Raw genomic sequence first — 15,750 nt, 5'->3', positions numbered from 1 at the left:
GGAATTCAGGGGATGGACCGGGGGACGCGGGGGTAAGGTCGAAGAGCACGGGAACCCGGCACGGCACAACACGGCACGGACTTCCGGAAACGACAAAGGGACGCCGAAGCGTCCCTAGGGTTATCGGATCGAACTCACGCCCGAGAGAGCGCGGGCTCGACCTCCACTACGTCGAACCGATCGTCCGCAGCGGCGTACAGCGCGTCGTTCTCGGCCCGGACTCGGACCAGTTCCGTTTCCAGGTCACGGACACGCTGCTGCAACCGCCGCATCTCGGAGATCAGTCGCGGGTCGGGGCCGCCGACGTAGCCGAGAAGCGCCTTCGCCATTAGAGGGTCCTCCACGCTGAGTAACCGACCGGCATCTGCGGGTCGCAATTACGCACCCGGCCACGTGGCTCCTGATAGGGTGCGCGGGCTTCCAGCGTCGCACCAAAAGCGCAGCAGGTCAATATGATCACGGCGCGATAACTGAACCGTCACCCGGTCGGCGGTAATACTCACGCGGACGGGCCGGTTGTCGTCTGGCTGTACGAGATCATCAATTCTCTTGCCAGTCAAGAAGTTATGAGAGACTCGCGACGCGCGCGCGAGTCTTTTTTCAAGCCCGCGAACGAGCCGTTTTTTACCCGGCCGCCGATCACCTCGGGCGCCCCGGACGTCGCCACACTATCGTGGATGATCATGAATCGCGCAGGCCACAGGCTTCCCATTCACCTCATCCGCATCTCGGGCATCACGGGCAACGCCCCCTTCGAACGGGGGACGTCCCGCGCGTGCGCGCCCCACGCGGCCGCTCCGGTGCTCTAGAGTCACCCCGCAGGCTCACTCGAACGAGTGACTGGCGGCGGGCGGATACGTCCGAACGGCCCACCTCGCAGGGCCGGTTCGCCGACCATAAGGCGCAGGCTCGGTATGGCCGTCTGCAGATCCCCGCGTATGCCCGGGACTTCGGACGGACCTGCCACCGCCGGCGAAGGGAGTCATGTGGCCCGGCACAGCCGATCGGCAACCCGTGCTTCGTCCTCCGACCACCGCGCGCGGCGCGGACACCGCAAGCGGCGGCGCCGGTTCGGGCCGATTGCCGTCGCCGCGCTGCTGCTCGCCGTGGTTCTCGGCGCGGTCGGTTTCCGGTACGGCGTCGGCGGGTCCGGCACCGGCGGCTCGTCTTCGGCCGCGGGCGGAGGCCCGAGCGCGCCGGGACCGAGCGGCCCGGCGGCACCGGCGGACGTGCAGGCGGCGGGCGGGGGTCCGGGCACGGGCGTGCAGTCCGCGTTGCCGGCGTCCGCGACGGGTCCGGCCAGTGGCGGCGGCCCGACGACCGCGTCGGCGACCGCGGTGCAGAGTTCTTCGGCGCCGCCGTCGGCTTCCCCGTCCGCGACCACCGCGCGCCCGGCCACGTCGTCGGCGCCCACGCCGCGGTCGCCCGCGACGAGCGGCGTGTCCACGGGGACGGACGCCAAGTCGTACGAGGACCAGGTCCTCTCGCTGGTGAACACCGAACGCGCCAAGGCCGGCTGCGGCCCGGTCAAGGACGACACCGCGCTCCGCAACCTGGCCCGCGCGCACAGCGGGGACATGGCCGACCGCGGCTACTTCTCGCACGACACCCCCGAAGGCAAGACCCCGTGGGACCGCGCGAAGACGGCCGGGATCGGCTACCTGGGGGCGGAGAACATAGCCCGTGGCCAGAAGACGCCGGCCGCGGTGATGGAGGCGTGGATGAACAGCCCCGGGCACCGGGCGAACATCCTGGACTGCTCGCTCACCAAGTTGGGCGTGGGTGTGCGGATGGGCGGCGAGGGGCCGTGGTGGACGCAGGACTTCGGGCGCTAGGCGGCCGGCCGCGGCCTCACACCGAAACTGCCGGCCGGGGCCGTCGCGGGCTCCGCTGGCAGTTCGGGCAGAAGTAGCTCGACCGGTTCATGAACGAGATCCGCCGGATCGGCGTCGCGCACCGGTTGCAGGGTTCGCCTTCGCGCCCGTAGGCGTCCAACGACCGCGAGAAGTACCCGCTCTCGCCGTTCACGTTCACGTAGAGGCTGTCGAACGACGTCCCGCCGACCGCCAGCGCGTCCGTCATCACCGCCCGCACCGACGCGAGCAGCAGCGCGGTCTGCGGCCTGGTGATCGTGGCGGTGGAGCGCGCGCCGTGCAGCTTCGAGCGCCACAGCGCCTCGTCCGCGTAGATGTTGCCGATGCCGCTGACCAACGACTGGTCGAGCAGGGCGCGCTTGAGTTCCGAGTCGCGGCGGCGCAGTGCGGTGTGGAAGGCCGTGTCGTCGAAGCGCGGGTCGAGGACGTCGCGGGCGATGTGCGCGATGGACGGCGGCAGCTGCGCGGCGTTGTGCTCGACGGCCATGCCGCCGAAGGTGCGCTGGTCGACGAAGCGGAGCTCGCGGCCGCCGTCGGTGAAGGTGAAGCGGATGTGCAGGTGCTTCTCGCGCGGCGCGTCGGGTTCCTGCACGAGCAGTTGGCCGCTCATGCCGAGGTGGGCGAGCAGCGCGTCCGACGGGGTGTCCGCACCGGGTGCGGTCAGCGGCAGCCACAGGTACTTGCCGCGCCGGAGGGCGCCGGAGACCCGGCTGCCCACCAGCACGGCGGTGAAGTCCGCGGAGCCCGCGGCATGGCGGCGCACCGCGCGCGGGTGGGTGACCTCCACGCGCGCGATGGTCCGGCCGACGATCCACCGGTCGAGACCGCGGCGTACGACCTCGACCTCGGGCAGCTCGGGCATGTCAGGAAGTCACCGGCGTACCGGTGGACGATCCCGTGTCGGACGGCTTGGGTTCCGCGGACTTCGCCCGTGCCTTGCCGCCGGTCTTGGCGGGTGCGGCGGGTGCTCCGTCGACGGGTGCCGAACCGTCGCCGAACTGCGCGCGGATGGCACGCCAGGCGCTCTCCGCGGCCTGCTGTTCGGCTTCCTTCTTGCTGCGGCCCACGCCGGTGCCGTAGTCCACGCCGCCGACGCGGGCGAGCGCGGTGAAGGTCTTCTCGTGGTCGGGTCCGGTCTCGGAGACCACGTACTCGGGGACGCCGATGCCGGTCGCGGCGGTGAGTTCCTGGAGGCTGGTCTTCCAGTCCAGGCCCGCGCCGAGACCCGCGGACGCTTCGATCAGCGGGTCGAACAGCCGGTGCACGAGTTCGGACGCGGCGTCCAGGCCCTGGTCGAGGTAGACCGCGCCGATGATCGCTTCGAGCGTGTCGGCGAGGATCGAGGACTTGTCGCGTCCCCCGGTGCCCTGCTCGCCACGGCCCAGGCGGATGAACCGGCCCAGGTCGAGCTTGCGTCCGACGCCCGCGAGGGCGCGCGAATTGACCACGGCAGCACGCAACTTGGCGAGCTGTCCTTCGGGCAGCTCGGGGTGCGCACGGTACAGCGTGTCGGTGACGACAAGCCCGAGCACCGAGTCGCCCAGGAATTCCAGGCGCTCGTTGGTGGGAAGGCCACCGTGTTCGTACGCGTACGAACGGTGTGTGAGCGCGCGCTCCAGAAGGGCGGCGTCGACTGTCCAGCCGAGCCGCCCTTCCAGATCCGCGTACTGCGCGATCGAATCCGTCACCGGGATGACCTGCCCGGGGTTCAGACCTCGAGGACCTGGCGGCGGTTGTAGGTGCCGCAGGTCGGGCAGGCAATGTGGGCCAGCTTCGGCTGACGGCAGCTCTCGCAGGTCACCAGGTTGGGGGCGACGGCCTTCCACTGGCTGCGGCGGTGGCGGGTGTTGCTGCGCGACATCTTCCGCTTCGGAACAGCCACGGCTACTTCTCCTGGTTCTCATCGGCGCGAGACGCGCCAGTGTCGTCGGCTTCGGCGGTCGATCCGTCGAAGAGGCCCTGCAAAGCCGCCCACCGGGGGTCGGCGGATTCGTGCGCGTGACCGGGGTTGTCGTCGAGCCGCGCCCCGCATTCGAGGCACAGCCCGGCGCAGTCGTCGTTGCACACCGGGGTGAGCGGCAGTGCGAGCACCACCGCGTCACGCAGCACCGGCTCCAGGTCGAACATGTCGCCGGAGAGCCGGGGGGCGTCTTCCTCGGCGTCCTCGTCCGGGTAGACGTACAGCTCCTGGAAGTCCACGCGGAGCTGCTGCTCCACGGGGTCCAGGCACCGGACGCACTCACCGGCCAAGTCCATCTCGGCCACGCCCGTGATCAGCACCCCGTCGATCACCGATTCGAGCCGGAAGTCCAGCTCGACCGGAGAGCCCTCGGGGACGCCGATCACCTCGATCTTCATGTCCGCCGGCGCCGGCACTTCGCGGGACGACTTGCGCATCGACCCAGGCCGACGGCCCAGCTCGCGTGTGTCCACGACGAGCGGGTTGCGGGGGTCCAAGCGGTCCAGAGCGTCCTGCCTCATGCGAGTCCACCTCCCCCGGGAACGAAGGAGGTGCGGCGGTCATGATTGCCGGCCCCGGGGTCGCCACAACTGGCATCCCGAGCAGGGCCGGTCCACAAGCCTATCGCACGTGCCGCCCACCCCCCCAAACGGGTCAAGCGGGGTCCGGCGGTCAGCCGCCTTGGCGGCCGTCCTGCTGGAACTGGCGCACGTCGATGAGGCTGGTGTCGAAGAAACTGGTCTCGTCGAGTGCCGCATCGTACCGCTGCTGGACGTGCCCGCCCTGCTGGGGGACGGCGCCGGGCTGGCCGCCCGGGTACTGCGGCTGCTGGTACTGCGGGACCTCGTAGCCGCCGGACTCGTAGCCGCCCTGCTCGTAGCCGGACTGCACCGCGGGGTAGGCGCCGCTCTCGTAGTAGCCGCCCTGCTGGGGGCCGCCGGTCTGCGCGTACTGCGGCTGCGGCTCGGGGAAGCCCTGCTGGGCGGGCAGCGACGGGGCCTGGGGCGCCTGCTGGGGCTGCGGCGGCGCCTGGCCGAGGAACGGGGCGTCGTCGCCGCCGTCGAGGCGCGCGGCGAGGCTGCCGACCCGGTGCTCGCCGGTGCCCTCGGCCTCGTCCTGGGCCTTCAGGTACTCGCCGAGGTCGTCGATCGCCTTGCGGCCGCGCATCTTGTCGCGGCCGCGGCCGACGGCGGACAGCGTCTTGGTGAGCACGACCTCGAAGTTGGCGAGCTTCTGGTCGACGTAGTCGTCCGCTTCGCCGCGGATGCGCTCGGCTTCCAGGCGGGCGGCGGTGAGGATCCGCTCGGCCTCGGCGTAGGCCTCGCGGGCCACGTCGGTGTCGGCGATCAGCGCGCCGCGTTCCTCCTGCGCGCCGGCGACCAGGCGCTCGGCTTCCCGGCGGCTCTCCTCCAAGACCGCGTCACGGTCGCTGAGGATGCGCCGGGCCTGGTCCATTTCCGCCGGCAGGAGACTCTTCACCTCGTCGAGGCGGGCGATGACCTCGGCCCGGTTGACCACACACGACGCCGACATCGGCATCGAACGGGCGCTCTCGACCAGCGCAATCAGCTCGTCGAGCTTGGGCTGCACGTCCACGGGCGTTGCTCTCTCTCCTGGTGCCGGTCCGACACCACAGCGTACGAGCAGAAACCGTGTCCGGGGTCGGCTAGTTGTCGGCCAACCGATCGGTAAGTCGCCGGAGCACGGTGGGCGGGACGAGCCCGGAGACATCGCCGCCGTACGTCGCCACCTCTTTGATGAGGCTGGACGACAGGAAGCTGTACAGCGGGTTGGTCGCCACGAACAGCGTCTCGACCTCGGTAAGACCGTAGTTCATCTGGGCCATCTGCAACTCGTAGTCGAAGTCGGTGACCGCGCGAAGGCCCTTGATGATGGCGGGGATGCCGTGCGTCCGGCAGAAGTCGACCAGGAGGCCTTCGAACGCCTCGACCTTGACGTTGCCGTACTGGGCGGTGACCTCTTCGAGCATCTCGATGCGCTCTTCGATGGTGAACAGGCCCGAACGCTTGTTGCGGTTGAAGCCGATCGCGACGTAGACCTCGTCGTACAGCGTCGACGCGCGGCCGATGATGTCCAGATGCCCGTTGGTGACCGGGTCGAATGACCCGGGACAGACGACTCGGCGCACGGGTTACTTCCCCTCGATCGCTGGTGCCGCAGGTGCCGCGGGCGCGGTTAGGCGCGCGCGGCGCGACCGTACCAGAGCGTCGCTTCGCCGTAGCGGCGGGATCTGATCTCGGCGAATCCGGCGGGCCAGGCGAACGCCGCGTCGCGGGTGGCGCGCTCCACGACGGCGAGGGCGTCGTCGGCGAGCCAGCCGTGCGCGGCGAGTTCGGTCAGCAGGCCGGCCACGTCGGCGGCGGGGAGGGCGTAGGGCGGGTCGAGGAAGACGATGTCGTACGGCTCCCCGGGGGCCGGTTCGGCCGCCATCCGCTCGGTGCGGGCCGCGCGCAGTTCGGCGCCGGGCAGCTTGACGGCGGCGATGTTCGCGCGGACCGCTTTGGCCGCCGCCGGGTCGGCTTCGACGAGCAGGGTGTGCGCGGCGCCGCGGGACAGCGCCTCCAGGCCGACGGCGCCGGATCCGGCGAACAGGTCGAGGACCCGGGCCCCGTGGAAGGTCCGGCGCAGCGACACGAGCGTGGAGAACAGCCCTTCGCGGGCCCGGTCGGACGTGGGGCGGGTGCCGTCGCCCGGCGGCACGGACAGCCGCCGCCCGCCGGCGGCGCCGCCGATCACGCGCGTCATCGGCAGGCCTTCGGGGCGGGGGTCGCGGAGAACATGCGGACAACGCTAGCGCGCCGCGGTCGCGCCGCCGGACGGCGGACGAGGGTGCGTGCTTGGACGGCGCGGCCGGGTACCCGCGGCTCCGGCGGCGGCCCCGCCTTGCCTGCGCTCACGCCTTCCCTGCGCTCACGCCCTGCTTTCGCTCACCCCTTGTCCAGGTACTCCGCCCGTTCCTCGTCCAACAGGCTGCCGAGGGCGCTGCGGAGTTCCGGGTGCCGGGTGAGCTGCGGGTCGGCGGCGATGATCTCGGCGGCTTCCTCGCGGGCCGCGACGATGACGTCCTCGTCGCGGACGACGGCCAGCATCCGCAGCGAGGAGCGGCTGCCGGACTGGGCGTCGCCGAGGACGTCGCCTTCGCGCCGCTGCTCCAGGTCGATGCGGGACAGTTCGAAGCCGTCGAGGGTCGCGGCGACCGCGTCGAGGCGTTCGCGGGCGCTGGTGGCGCTCGGCATGTCGGTGACGAGGAGGCACAGTCCGGGGGCGCTGCCGCGGCCGACGCGGCCGCGGAGCTGGTGGAGCTGGGAGACGCCGAAGCGTTCCGCGTCCATGATCACCATGACGGTGGCGTTGGGGACGTTGACGCCGACCTCGATGACGGTCGTGGCGACGAGCACGTCGACTTCGCCGGCGGAGAACCGCCGCATGATGTCGTCCTTGGCGTCGGGCGTGAGGCGGCCGTGCAGGATGCCGACGCGGAGGCCCTTGAGCGGCCCGGTCTCCAGGGCCTTGGCGACGTCGAGCACCGCGAGCGGGGGCCGCTTCTCGGCCGCTCCCCCGTCGTCGCCGTCGGCGCCGATGTCGTCCGGGTCGTCGAGGTATGCCTCGGGCGGCAGGTCGTCGGCGGCCTTCTTCTTGGCCTTCGCGGCCTTCTTCTTCGCCTTGGGGTCGTCGAGGTCGTCCCCGATGCGCGGGCAGACCACGTAGGCCTGGTGCCCCTTGCCCACTTCCTCGCGGACCCGCTCCCACGCCCGGTCGAAGAAGTTCGGCTTCTCCACCGCGGGCACCACGTGCGTCGCGATCGGCGACCGCCCGGAGGGCAGCTGCGCGAGTACCGAGGTCTCCAGGTCGCCGAACACCGTCATCGCGACGGTGCGCGGAATCGGCGTCGCCGTCATGACCAGCAGGTGCGGCGGGCGTTCCGCCTTGCCCCGCAGTGCGTCGCGCTGCTCGACCCCGAACCGGTGCTGCTCGTCGACGACGACCAGCCCGAGGTCGTGGAACTTCACCTTGTCCTCGATGAGCGCGTGCGTCCCGATGACGATCCCGGCTTCGCCGGTCACCAGGTCCAGCAGCGTCTGCCGCCGCGCGGGTGTCCCCATCGACCCGGTGAGCAGCGCGATCTTGGTCCCCGCCTCGGACCCGCCCAGCACCCCGGGCCCTTCGGCCAACGGCCCGAGCATCTCCACGATCGACCGGTGGTGCTGCTGCGCCAGCACTTCGGTGGGCGCCAGCATCGCGGCCTGCCCTCCGGCGTCGACGACGGTGAGCATGGCCCGCAGGGCGATGAGCGTCTTGCCGGCTCCCACCTCTCCCTGCAGGAGCCGGTGCATGGGGTGTTCGGCGGCGAGGTCGGCCTCCAGTTGTTCGCCTACCTCTACCTGGCCCTCGGTGAGGGTGAAGGGGAGGCGAGCGTCGAAGGCGTCGAGGATGCCGCCGGGGCGGGCGGTGCGGGGGACGGCGGTCTGGGTGCGGGCGGCCTGGCGGCGTTGGGCGAGGGCGATTTGGAGGACGAAGGCTTCGTCCCACTTGAGGCGGTCGCGGGCGGCTTCGACTTCGGCCCAGGTGTTCGGCTTGTGGATCCAGTCGAGGGCTTGGCGCAGGCCGGGCATGCCGCGTTTGGCGAGCAGTTCGGGCGGGAGCGGGTCGCCGACCTCGCCGAGGGTGTCGAGGGCGACGCGGACGCACTGGGCGATCTTCCAGGACGGCATCGACGCGGCGGCCGGGTAGACCGGGATGAGGGCTCCGGCGAAGAGTTCCGCGGTGCCGTCGTCCTCCTCGGCGTTCATCAACTGGTAGTCGGGCTGGTTGAGTTGGAACTCGTCGCGGAAGCGGGCGACCTTGCCCGCGAAGAGGCCGCGGAGCCCGGGGCGGAGTTCGCGTTCGCGCCAGGCCTGGTTGAAGAAGGTGAGTTTGAGCTGTCCGCGGCCGTCGGTGACGACGACTTCGAGGAGGTTGCCGCGGCGGTTCCGGAACTGGCGGTTGGTGACCTTGGCGATCTCCGCCATGACGGTGATGTGCTCGTCGACTTCCAGGCGCGACAGCTCGGTCAGGCGGCCTCGTTCCGCGTACCGGCGCGGGTAGTGCCGCAGCAGGTCGCCGAGGGTGGCGAGGTCGAGGGACTTGGCGAGCACCTTCGCGGTCCGGTCCCCGACCAGTTTGGCCAGCGGTTCATCGAGGCGGGACATGGCGGCGGAGGCTCCCTGGCGGACGACGGAGGGGTGCTCGCGACGTTACCGGGCGGCCCGGACAGCCGCGGGCAAGGCGCGGCGGGGCCGCTCGGTCGGGGGACGCCGCGGAAAGCCGGCGGAAAGCTATTCGACCCCGATGAGCAGCGGGTACACCGACTGGCCGCCGTCGTACACGACCGCGTCGACCTCCGGGCGCCCCTGCCGGGCGCCGACGAGGAGGGTGTCGGCGAGCCGCGGGTCGAGGTGGGCGCCGGTGACGAGGGTGACGAGCTCGCCGCCGCCGGCCAGCATCCGGTCGAGGACGGTGCGGGCGGTGGCGGCCAGGTCGCGGCCGATGACGGCGATGTCGCCGTCGATGATGCCGAGGATGTCGCCGGCCTGGCAGACGCCGGCCATGGTCCAGGCTTCCCGGGTGGCGGTGGTGAGGGCGCCGTAGCGGGTGGCGCCGGCCGCGGAGGTCATGCCGACGACGTCCTGGTCGAAGCGGCGGCCGGGTTCGTGGACGGCGAGCGCGGCGATGCCCTGCACGGCGGCCTTGGTGGGCACGACCTGGACGCGGATGCCGTACGCATATGCCGCCTGCTCGGCCGCGACCGCGGCGACGGCGTGCCCGTCGGGGTCGTTGGGCAGCAGGACGACTTCGCGGGCGGCGGTGGCGCGGATGGCGTCGACGAGGGTGCCGGTGGACGGCGCCCGTCCCGGCCCGGCCTCCACGACGTGCGCGCCGGCCTGGGTGAACAGCGTCGCGAGGCCTTCGCCCTGCACGACGGCGACAATGGCGCGTCCGGTGACGGCGAGCATGTGCTGGTGTCCGACGACGGCCGGGGACACCGCGAGGTGGGTGATGCGGATGCGGTGCGGGCGGCCCGCTTCGATGCCGGCCTCGACGGCGGCGCCCGCATCGTCGACGTGCACATGGACGTTCCACAGGCCTTCGCCGCCGACCACGACGAGGGAGTCGCCGAGCCGGTCGAGCCGGTCGCGCAGCGCGGGAACGGCGTCGTCGGGAGCGTCGAGCAGGTAGATGACCTCGAAGCCGGGCGCGGGCTCGGTGTCCGCGCACAGCACCGTGTCGGTCTCCGGGCGCAGCGGGACGGGGACGTGCGGGCTGCGCGGCGGGCGTTCGCCGGTGACCACGGACACCAGGGCGTCGAACAGGACGCACAGGCCGCGTCCGCCCGCGTCGACGACGCCGGCCCGGCGCAGCACGTCGAGTTGTTCGGGGGTGCGGACGAGGGCGGCGCGGGCGGCTTCGGCGGCGCCGCGGACGACGGCGGTGATGTCGCCCGCGGCGGCGGAGGCGCGTTCGGCGCCTTCCGCGGCGGCACGGGCGACGGTGAGCATGGTGCCTTCGACGGGCCGGGCGACGGCTTCGTAGGCCTCGTCGGCGGCGCGGCGGAGGGCGCTACCGAGGACGGCGCCGCTCGCGCGCGGGGTGTCGTCGGCGACGGCGGCGCGGTATTCGGCCTCGACCTGGTCGGCCATGCCGCGCAGGAGCTGGCTGAGGATGACGCCGGAGTTGCCGCGGGCGCCCATGAGCGCGCCGTGCGCGAGTGCGCGGATGGTCTCCGGGAGGCCGGGCGCGGCGGCGTCCGGGCGGTGGTCGCCGAAGAGTTCCTCGACTTCGGCGCTCGCGGCTTCCAGGGTGAGGAAGAGGTTGGTGCCGGTGTCGCCGTCCGGGACCGGATAGACGTTGAGTGCGTCGATCTCCTCGCGGGCGCGGCCGAGCTGGTGCAGCCCGGCCCGGCACCAGCGGCGGACCGCCGGAGCGTCCAGCTCTCCCAGCACGCCCACCTCGGTCATCTCCTCGTTCCCGGCCCGCGTCCGCCCGTCGCTCGCGGCGTGTGCAGCGTATCTGCCGGACCGCGGGCGGGATGCGGCAGTGAGCGGGGCGCCGCGGTGGTCGCCGACCCGCCGGAGGGGGCGGTGGGCGATGCGCTAGTCTGATGGTGAAGCGTGACGAGTGCGGCGTATTTCTGCGTCCGCACGCGGATTGGCATCCCCACCCGCTCGTCGGTTACTCTTCCTCGGTTGCCTGGCACCTGCCGGCACGTGAACGTACGCGCAATCCTTAATCGTCTTTGGAGTGTCTCCCGTGGCTGCCAACTGCGACGTCTGCGGCAAGGGGCCGGGTTTCGGCAACAACATCTCGCACTCGCACCGCCGCACCCGCCGTCGCTGGAACCCGAACATCCAGACGGTCCGCGCGGTTGTGGGCGGCACGCCGAAGCGCCTGAACGCCTGCACCTCGTGCATCAAGGCGGGCAAGGTCACCCGCTAACACCGGTTTTCCACGGCCGGGCCACCTTCGGGTGGTCCGGCCGTCGGTGTTTTCCGGGGACGTGTCGCGCGTGGACCGCGCTCCTACCGCGTGTTTCCCCGGAGGTGCTTCCGGGCGTGGTCCGGTTCTGCGCGACCACGCCCGCGGCGCGGGTCAGCCGCGGAAGCGCCACCCGTGGTCGACCGGGCCGATGCCGGCGCCGAGCGGGAAGCCCTGCCGGATGGCGCCGGTGACGTAGTCCTTGGCGGCCGCGACGGCGCGCGGCACGTCGCGGCCGAGCGCGAGGTGCGAGGCGATGGCGCTGGCGAGGGTGCAGCCGGTGCCGTGGGTGTGCCGGTTGTCGTAGCGCTCGCTGCGGAACCAGTGCTCGCGGGTGCCGTCGAACAGCAGGTCGGCGGCTTCGCCTTCGAGGTGGCCGCCCTTGACCAGCACCCATGACGGCCCGTACGCGAGGACGGCTTCCGCGGCGGCGCGCATGTCCTGCGGGCCGCGGACCTCGACGCCGGTGAGCTGGCGCACCTCGAACAGGTTCGGGGTGACGACCGTCGCGGTCGGGAGGAGCTTGGTGCGGACCGCGTCGAGGGCCTCCTCGGCGAGCAGCGGGTCGCCGTGCTTGGACACCGACACCGGGTCGACGACGACGGGTGCGCGCAGCGGCGCGAGGAGTCCGGCGACGGTCTCCACGAGGACGGGCGACGCGAGCATGCCGGTCTTGACCGCCTGGACGCCGATGTCGTCGACGACGCTGCGGAATTGCGCGGCGACCGCCTCCGCGGGCAGTTCCCAGTAGCCCTGCACGCCCAGTGAGTTCTGCGCGGTGACCGCGGCGACGACGCTCATGCCGTGGACGCCGAGGGCGAGCATGGTCTTGAGGTCGGCCTGGATGCCGGCGCCGCCGCCGGAGTCGGATCCGGCGATCGTGAGCACGCGGGCGGGAATCTGCACCATGCGATCAGCGTAGAACCCCAGGTCGGCGGGCTGCGGGCCGGGGCCGACCCGTCGCCCGCGAACCCGTCGGCGCGGCCGGTTCAGCCGCCGAAGTGGTCCCATCCCCCGGTGCCCGCCCATTCGGCGCCGTCGACCGTGACGCCGTCGCCGGGGTGGACGCGGCCGATGACCCGCCAGCGTGCGCTGAGTGCGGTGCCGGACGGGAACGTCGCCACCAAAGCGTGGTCTTCTCCCCCGGTCAGCACCCAGTTCAGCGGGTCGACGCCCATCGCGCGGGCGACGTCGCGCATCTGCGCGGGGACGTCGAACAGGTCGCCGACCAGGTCGACGCGGACCTGCGACGCGCGCGCCAGGTGTCCGAGGTCGGCGATCAGTCCGTCGCTGACGTCGAGCATCGCGGTGGCGCCGAGCCGGGCGGCGGCCGGGCCGGCGTCGTACGGCGGTTCGGGGCGCCGGTGGGCTTCGACGAACGCCCGCGGGTTGCGGTGGCCGTGGCCGAGTATGGCGAGCCCGGCGGCGGACCAGCCGAGCCAGCCGGCCACCGCGACCAGGTCGCCGGGCCGGGCCCCGGCGCGGGTGACCGGGGCACGGCCCTGCAGGTCGCCGAGCGCGGTCACGGAGATCATCACGGCCGGGCCGCGGACGACGTCGCCGCCGGCCACGCCCGCGTCGACGACGGCGCATTCGTCGCGGAGCCCGTCGTACAGTTCGAGCGCCCACGCGACCGGGAGTTCGGCGGGGCCGACCAGGCCGATGAGCAGGGCGGTGGGCTGGGCGCCCATCGCGGCGACGTCGGCGAGGTTCTGCGCGGCGGCTTTGCGGCCGACGTCGTAGGCGGTCGACCAGTCGCGGCGGAAGTGCCGTCCCTCGACGAGCAGGTCGGTGGTCGCCACGACACGCCCGTCGGGTGCGGCCACCACGGCGGCGTCGTCGCCGGGGCCGAGCGGCACGTGCTTGCCGGGGGGCACGCGCTCGGTCAGCGCCCCGATGAGACCGAACTCGCCGAGATCACCGAGCGTCCCGCTCATCTATGGACCCGTCCTCTACGGAAATCGATCGGAATCGGGAGGATTCCGTCGTCGTGATGGGCCGCCGGCGGGGGTGCCGACGGTGCCGTCGCACCGCGGGGGTGCGGCGGCGTGTTGGTGCGGGTGCCGCTCCTTCGGCGCTGTGGTCGCACACGGCGCCGCGGTCGACAATGGTGGCATTCGACCGCACCGCTCCGCGCGGTACGGTGTCGTGGCTCCGAGAAGATCCCCTCAATCCTGGCGCGCCGGGAGGCCGTGGTGGTACAGGCATACATCCTGATCCAGACCGAGGTCGGGCGGGCGGCGGCGGTGGCCCGGCAGATCGCCGGGCTGCAAGGCATCACCTCGGCGGAGGACGTGACCGGGCCGTACGACGTGATCGTGCGCGCGCAGGCCTCCGACGTCGACGAACTCGGGCGGCTGGTCGTCGCCCAGGTCCAGCGCGTGGACGGCATCACCCGCACGCTGACCTGCCCGGTGGTGAATCTGAGCTGATCCCGGGGGCCGTGCGGGCCTCCGTCCGCCCCTTTGCCCGCGGCCGTCCCGCGCCCACCCGGTGCCGGGGCGGCCGCGGTGCTGTGCCTACCATCGTCGACGTGCCGAAAACCGCGACCAACGACAGCGCCGCCGGCGCCGCGAGCGCCGACCGCACCGACAGCGGGACTGCGGCCCGCCGTTCCGGGTCCGCCGCCGGGGCCGCGCCGCGCCGCCGCGAGCCGCGGGCCGCACTGCGGTACGGACTGCCCATCGGTGCCGCGGCACTGCTGACCGCGGGTTCGCTCACGGCGATGGTGCTGACCGCGGGCGACGGTGCCGTGTCGGTCGCGGTGCCGCAGCCGCCGGCGGGCGCCGTCCGGGACTCGGTCGAGACGGTGTGCCGCGCGCTGAGCGCCCGGCTGCCGTCCGACGTGCTGGGCGCGAAGGCGCGGGCCACGTCCCCCGAATCGGACCTGACCGCGGCGTGGGGCGACCCGGCCGTGGTGCTGCGCTGCGGGGTGCCCAAGCCGGTGTCGCTGCGGCCGGACAACCCGAACTACGACCCGGGGCAGAACGTCGCGGGCGTGAACGGGGTGAACTGGACGTTCACGTTCCTCGGCCAGGGCAAGGGGACCCGGTTCACGACGCTGTACCGCGAGGTCAACGTCGAGGTGACGGTGCCCGCGTCGTACGGCCAGCCGACCGGCCCCCTCACCGCGTTCGCGGACGCGGTGAAGGCGGCCGTGCCGGCCACCATGGGCGACGATTCCTGAGGCTCCGGAACCGCCGGTCCCGCGGCCGGGCCGGTCAGCGCAGCAGCGAGTTCGACCGGGCGAGGGCCGCACCGATGAGGCGGTCGACCAGCTCCGGGTATTCGACGCCGGTGGCCTTCCACATCTGCGGGTACATCGACACCGGTGTGAAGCCGGGCATCGTGTTGACCTCGTTGATGACCCAGCGGCCGTCGTCCAGCAGGAAGAAGTCGACGCGGGCGATGCCTTCGCAGCTGAGCGCGTCGAACGCGGCGACGGCGAGCCGCCGCACCTCGGCGATCTCGGCCTCGGTCAGGTCGGCGGGCACGTCGGTCTCGGTGACGTCGTCGAGGTATTTCGCCTCGAAGTCGTAGAACTCGTGGTCGCCGCGCACCCGGATCTCCGCGGGGAGGCTGGCCGCCGGGCCGTCCGGGCCTTCCAGCACGCCGCATTCGATCTCGCGGCCGTGCAGCATGCCTTCGACGATGACCTTGGGGTCGTGCTTGCGCGCGGTCTCGATGGCCTCGTCGAGGGTGTCGAGGTCGTGCACCTTGGTGATGCCCATGCTCGACCCGGCGCGGGCCGGCTTGACGAACACCGGAAAGCCGAGGGCCTCGACGGATTCGCGGACGGCGGCCGGGTCCCGCTCCCAGTCGCGGGGGCGGATGGTGACGTACGGGCCGACGGGCAGGCCGAAGCCGTCGAACACCCGCTTCATGTACTCCTTGTCCATGCTGACCGCGCTGGCGAGCACGCCGGAGCCGACGTAGGGCACGCCCGCGAGTTCGAGGAGGCCCTGGATGGTGCCGTCTTCGCCGTAGGGGCCGTGCAGCAGCGGGAACACCACGTCGACCGCACCGAGCACGTCGGTGACCTCGCCGGTGTGCAGCACGGCGAGGTCGCGCTGCGTCGGGTCGGCGGCGAGCACGACGGAACCGCCGGGCTCGGCCACGTCGGTGACGTCCGGGAGCTTGCCGGCGGTGCCGATCGCGAGGCGTTCCGCGGCGTCCGCGACCACCGCCCAGCGGCCGTCCTGGGTGATGCCGAGCGGCAGCACGTCGTACTTGTCACGGTCGATCGCGGACAGCACGCTGCCCGCCGTCACGCACGAGATGGCGTGTTCGGAGCTGCGGCCGCCGAACACGACGGCGACGCGGGGCTTGGTGGCACGGGAAGTGGCGGTCACGTCGTTCATGGTGTCCAAAACTTTACTGCCA

At 72.4% G+C, this 15,750-nt stretch carries 18 protein-coding genes; 4 read left to right on the top strand and 14 right to left on the bottom strand.

Annotated features, from left to right (window positions below; translation table 11 throughout):
- Positions 1 to 134 precede the first annotated feature (134 nt).
- Both ABEA93_RS00950 and ABEA93_RS00945 read right to left on the bottom strand, forming a co-directional pair.
- The gene (locus ABEA93_RS00950; RefSeq protein ID WP_345673265.1) at positions 135 to 329 is read right to left on the bottom strand and encodes a hypothetical protein; all 195 of its coding nucleotides are present in this window, start codon (positions 327 to 329) and stop codon (positions 135 to 137) included.
- A 653-nt stretch (positions 330 to 982) separates the two neighbouring features.
- Entirely contained in the window at positions 983 to 1,447 is a 465-nt protein-coding gene (locus tag ABEA93_RS00945) for a hypothetical protein (RefSeq protein ID WP_345673264.1), read from the bottom strand.
- Here ABEA93_RS00945 and ABEA93_RS00940 point away from each other — a divergent pair.
- A complete protein-coding gene (locus ABEA93_RS00940; RefSeq protein ID WP_345673263.1) occupies positions 1,440 to 1,835 on the top strand; it encodes a CAP domain-containing protein in 396 nt (131 codons plus the stop codon). The two genes, ABEA93_RS00945 and ABEA93_RS00940, sit on opposite strands and share 8 nt — an antisense overlap.
- A 16-nt stretch (positions 1,836 to 1,851) precedes the next feature.
- Here ABEA93_RS00940 and mutM read toward each other — a convergent pair whose 3' ends face one another.
- The 9 genes from mutM to ABEA93_RS00895 all read right to left on the bottom strand — a co-directional run bounded on the left by mutM (position 1,852) and on the right by ABEA93_RS00895 (position 10,850).
- Positions 1,852 to 2,736, bottom strand: a complete 885-nt coding sequence (mutM, locus tag ABEA93_RS00935) for a bifunctional DNA-formamidopyrimidine glycosylase/DNA-(apurinic or apyrimidinic site) lyase (RefSeq protein WP_345673262.1) — start codon at positions 2,734 to 2,736, stop codon at positions 1,852 to 1,854.
- Position 2,737: 1 nt separating this feature from the next.
- Positions 2,738 to 3,562 (bottom strand): ribonuclease III, encoded by an 825-nt coding sequence (gene rnc, locus ABEA93_RS00930; protein ID WP_345673261.1) that lies wholly within the window; start codon positions 3,560 to 3,562, stop codon positions 2,738 to 2,740.
- Between the two features lie 20 nt (positions 3,563 to 3,582).
- A complete protein-coding gene (gene rpmF / locus ABEA93_RS00925; protein ID WP_281472365.1) occupies positions 3,583 to 3,756 on the bottom strand; it encodes a 50S ribosomal protein L32 in 174 nt (57 codons plus the stop codon).
- A gap of 2 nt (positions 3,757 to 3,758) precedes the next feature.
- A complete protein-coding gene (locus ABEA93_RS00920; RefSeq protein WP_345673260.1) occupies positions 3,759 to 4,355 on the bottom strand; it encodes a YceD family protein in 597 nt (198 codons plus the stop codon).
- A 151-nt stretch (positions 4,356 to 4,506) separates the two neighbouring features.
- Positions 4,507 to 5,430, bottom strand: coding sequence for an ATP synthase subunit B family protein (locus ABEA93_RS00915; protein WP_345673259.1), 924 nt, complete (start codon positions 5,428 to 5,430; stop codon positions 4,507 to 4,509).
- Between the two features lie 70 nt (positions 5,431 to 5,500).
- Positions 5,501 to 5,983, bottom strand: coding sequence for a pantetheine-phosphate adenylyltransferase (gene coaD, locus ABEA93_RS00910; RefSeq protein ID WP_345673258.1), 483 nt, complete (start codon positions 5,981 to 5,983; stop codon positions 5,501 to 5,503).
- Positions 5,984 to 6,030: 47 nt separating this feature from the next.
- Positions 6,031 to 6,600 (bottom strand): 16S rRNA (guanine(966)-N(2))-methyltransferase RsmD, encoded by a 570-nt coding sequence (rsmD, locus tag ABEA93_RS00905; protein ID WP_345673257.1) that lies wholly within the window; start codon positions 6,598 to 6,600, stop codon positions 6,031 to 6,033.
- Positions 6,601 to 6,782: 182 nt separating this feature from the next.
- A complete protein-coding gene (recG, locus tag ABEA93_RS00900; protein WP_345673256.1) occupies positions 6,783 to 9,044 on the bottom strand; it encodes an ATP-dependent DNA helicase RecG in 2,262 nt (753 codons plus the stop codon).
- A gap of 126 nt (positions 9,045 to 9,170) precedes the next feature.
- A complete protein-coding gene (locus tag ABEA93_RS00895) occupies positions 9,171 to 10,850 on the bottom strand; it encodes a DAK2 domain-containing protein (protein ID WP_345673255.1) in 1,680 nt (559 codons plus the stop codon).
- A 283-nt stretch (positions 10,851 to 11,133) separates the two neighbouring features.
- Between ABEA93_RS00895 and rpmB the strand changes: the two genes are divergently transcribed.
- Entirely contained in the window at positions 11,134 to 11,328 is a 195-nt protein-coding gene (rpmB, locus tag ABEA93_RS00890; RefSeq protein ID WP_425584759.1) for a 50S ribosomal protein L28, read from the top strand.
- Between the two features lie 153 nt (positions 11,329 to 11,481).
- Here rpmB and thiD read toward each other — a convergent pair whose 3' ends face one another.
- Together thiD and ABEA93_RS00880 are read right to left on the bottom strand one after the other, a co-directional pair.
- Positions 11,482 to 12,276 (bottom strand): bifunctional hydroxymethylpyrimidine kinase/phosphomethylpyrimidine kinase, encoded by a 795-nt coding sequence (thiD, locus tag ABEA93_RS00885; RefSeq protein WP_345673253.1) that lies wholly within the window; start codon positions 12,274 to 12,276, stop codon positions 11,482 to 11,484.
- 80 nt (positions 12,277 to 12,356) lie between these two features.
- The gene (locus tag ABEA93_RS00880) at positions 12,357 to 13,304 is read right to left on the bottom strand and encodes a thiamine-phosphate kinase (RefSeq protein WP_345673252.1); all 948 of its coding nucleotides are present in this window, start codon (positions 13,302 to 13,304) and stop codon (positions 12,357 to 12,359) included.
- 258 nt (positions 13,305 to 13,562) lie between these two features.
- Here ABEA93_RS00880 and ABEA93_RS00875 point away from each other — a divergent pair, with 258 nt between their 5' ends.
- The gene (locus ABEA93_RS00875; RefSeq protein WP_345673536.1) at positions 13,563 to 13,799 is read left to right on the top strand and encodes an Lrp/AsnC family transcriptional regulator; all 237 of its coding nucleotides are present in this window, start codon (positions 13,563 to 13,565) and stop codon (positions 13,797 to 13,799) included.
- Positions 13,800 to 13,900: 101 nt separating this feature from the next.
- Entirely contained in the window at positions 13,901 to 14,554 is a 654-nt protein-coding gene (locus ABEA93_RS00870; protein WP_345673251.1) for a DUF3515 domain-containing protein, read from the top strand.
- A 34-nt stretch (positions 14,555 to 14,588) separates the two neighbouring features.
- Here the strand turns inward: ABEA93_RS00870 and ABEA93_RS00865 are convergent, their stop codons facing one another.
- A complete protein-coding gene (locus ABEA93_RS00865; protein ID WP_345673250.1) occupies positions 14,589 to 15,728 on the bottom strand; it encodes a D-alanine--D-alanine ligase family protein in 1,140 nt (379 codons plus the stop codon).
- Positions 15,729 to 15,750: the final 22 nt, after the last annotated feature.

The organism is Yinghuangia aomiensis, from assembly GCF_039542225.1.
GTDB classification, from domain to species: Bacteria; Actinomycetota; Actinomycetes; order Streptomycetales; family Streptomycetaceae; genus Yinghuangia; species Yinghuangia aomiensis.
This window is presented reverse-complemented; position numbering and strand designations above follow the sequence as displayed.

Bases quoted from the DNA above. Each gene is read 5' to 3' on its own strand.
- ABEA93_RS00880 (WP_345673252.1), bottom strand. From the start codon at position 13,304: ATGAGCGGGACGCTCGGTGATCTCGGCGAGTTCGGTCTCATCGGGGCG.
- ABEA93_RS00895 (WP_345673255.1), bottom strand. From the start codon at position 10,850: ATGACCGAGGTGGGCGTGCTGGGAGAGCTGGACGCTCCGGCGGTCCGC.
- recG (WP_345673256.1), bottom strand. From the start codon at position 9,044: ATGTCCCGCCTCGATGAACCGCTGGCCAAACTGGTCGGGGACCGGACC.
- mutM (WP_345673262.1), bottom strand. From the start codon at position 2,736: ATGCCCGAGCTGCCCGAGGTCGAGGTCGTACGCCGCGGTCTCGACCGG.
- ABEA93_RS00920 (WP_345673260.1), bottom strand. From the start codon at position 4,355: ATGAGGCAGGACGCTCTGGACCGCTTGGACCCCCGCAACCCGCTCGTC.
- rsmD (WP_345673257.1), bottom strand. From the start codon at position 6,600: ATGACGCGCGTGATCGGCGGCGCCGCCGGCGGGCGGCGGCTGTCCGTG.
- thiD (WP_345673253.1), bottom strand. From the start codon at position 12,276: ATGGTGCAGATTCCCGCCCGCGTGCTCACGATCGCCGGATCCGACTCC.
- ABEA93_RS00865 (WP_345673250.1), bottom strand. From the start codon at position 15,728: ATGAACGACGTGACCGCCACTTCCCGTGCCACCAAGCCCCGCGTCGCC.
- ABEA93_RS00950 (WP_345673265.1), bottom strand. From the start codon at position 329: ATGGCGAAGGCGCTTCTCGGCTACGTCGGCGGCCCCGACCCGCGACTG.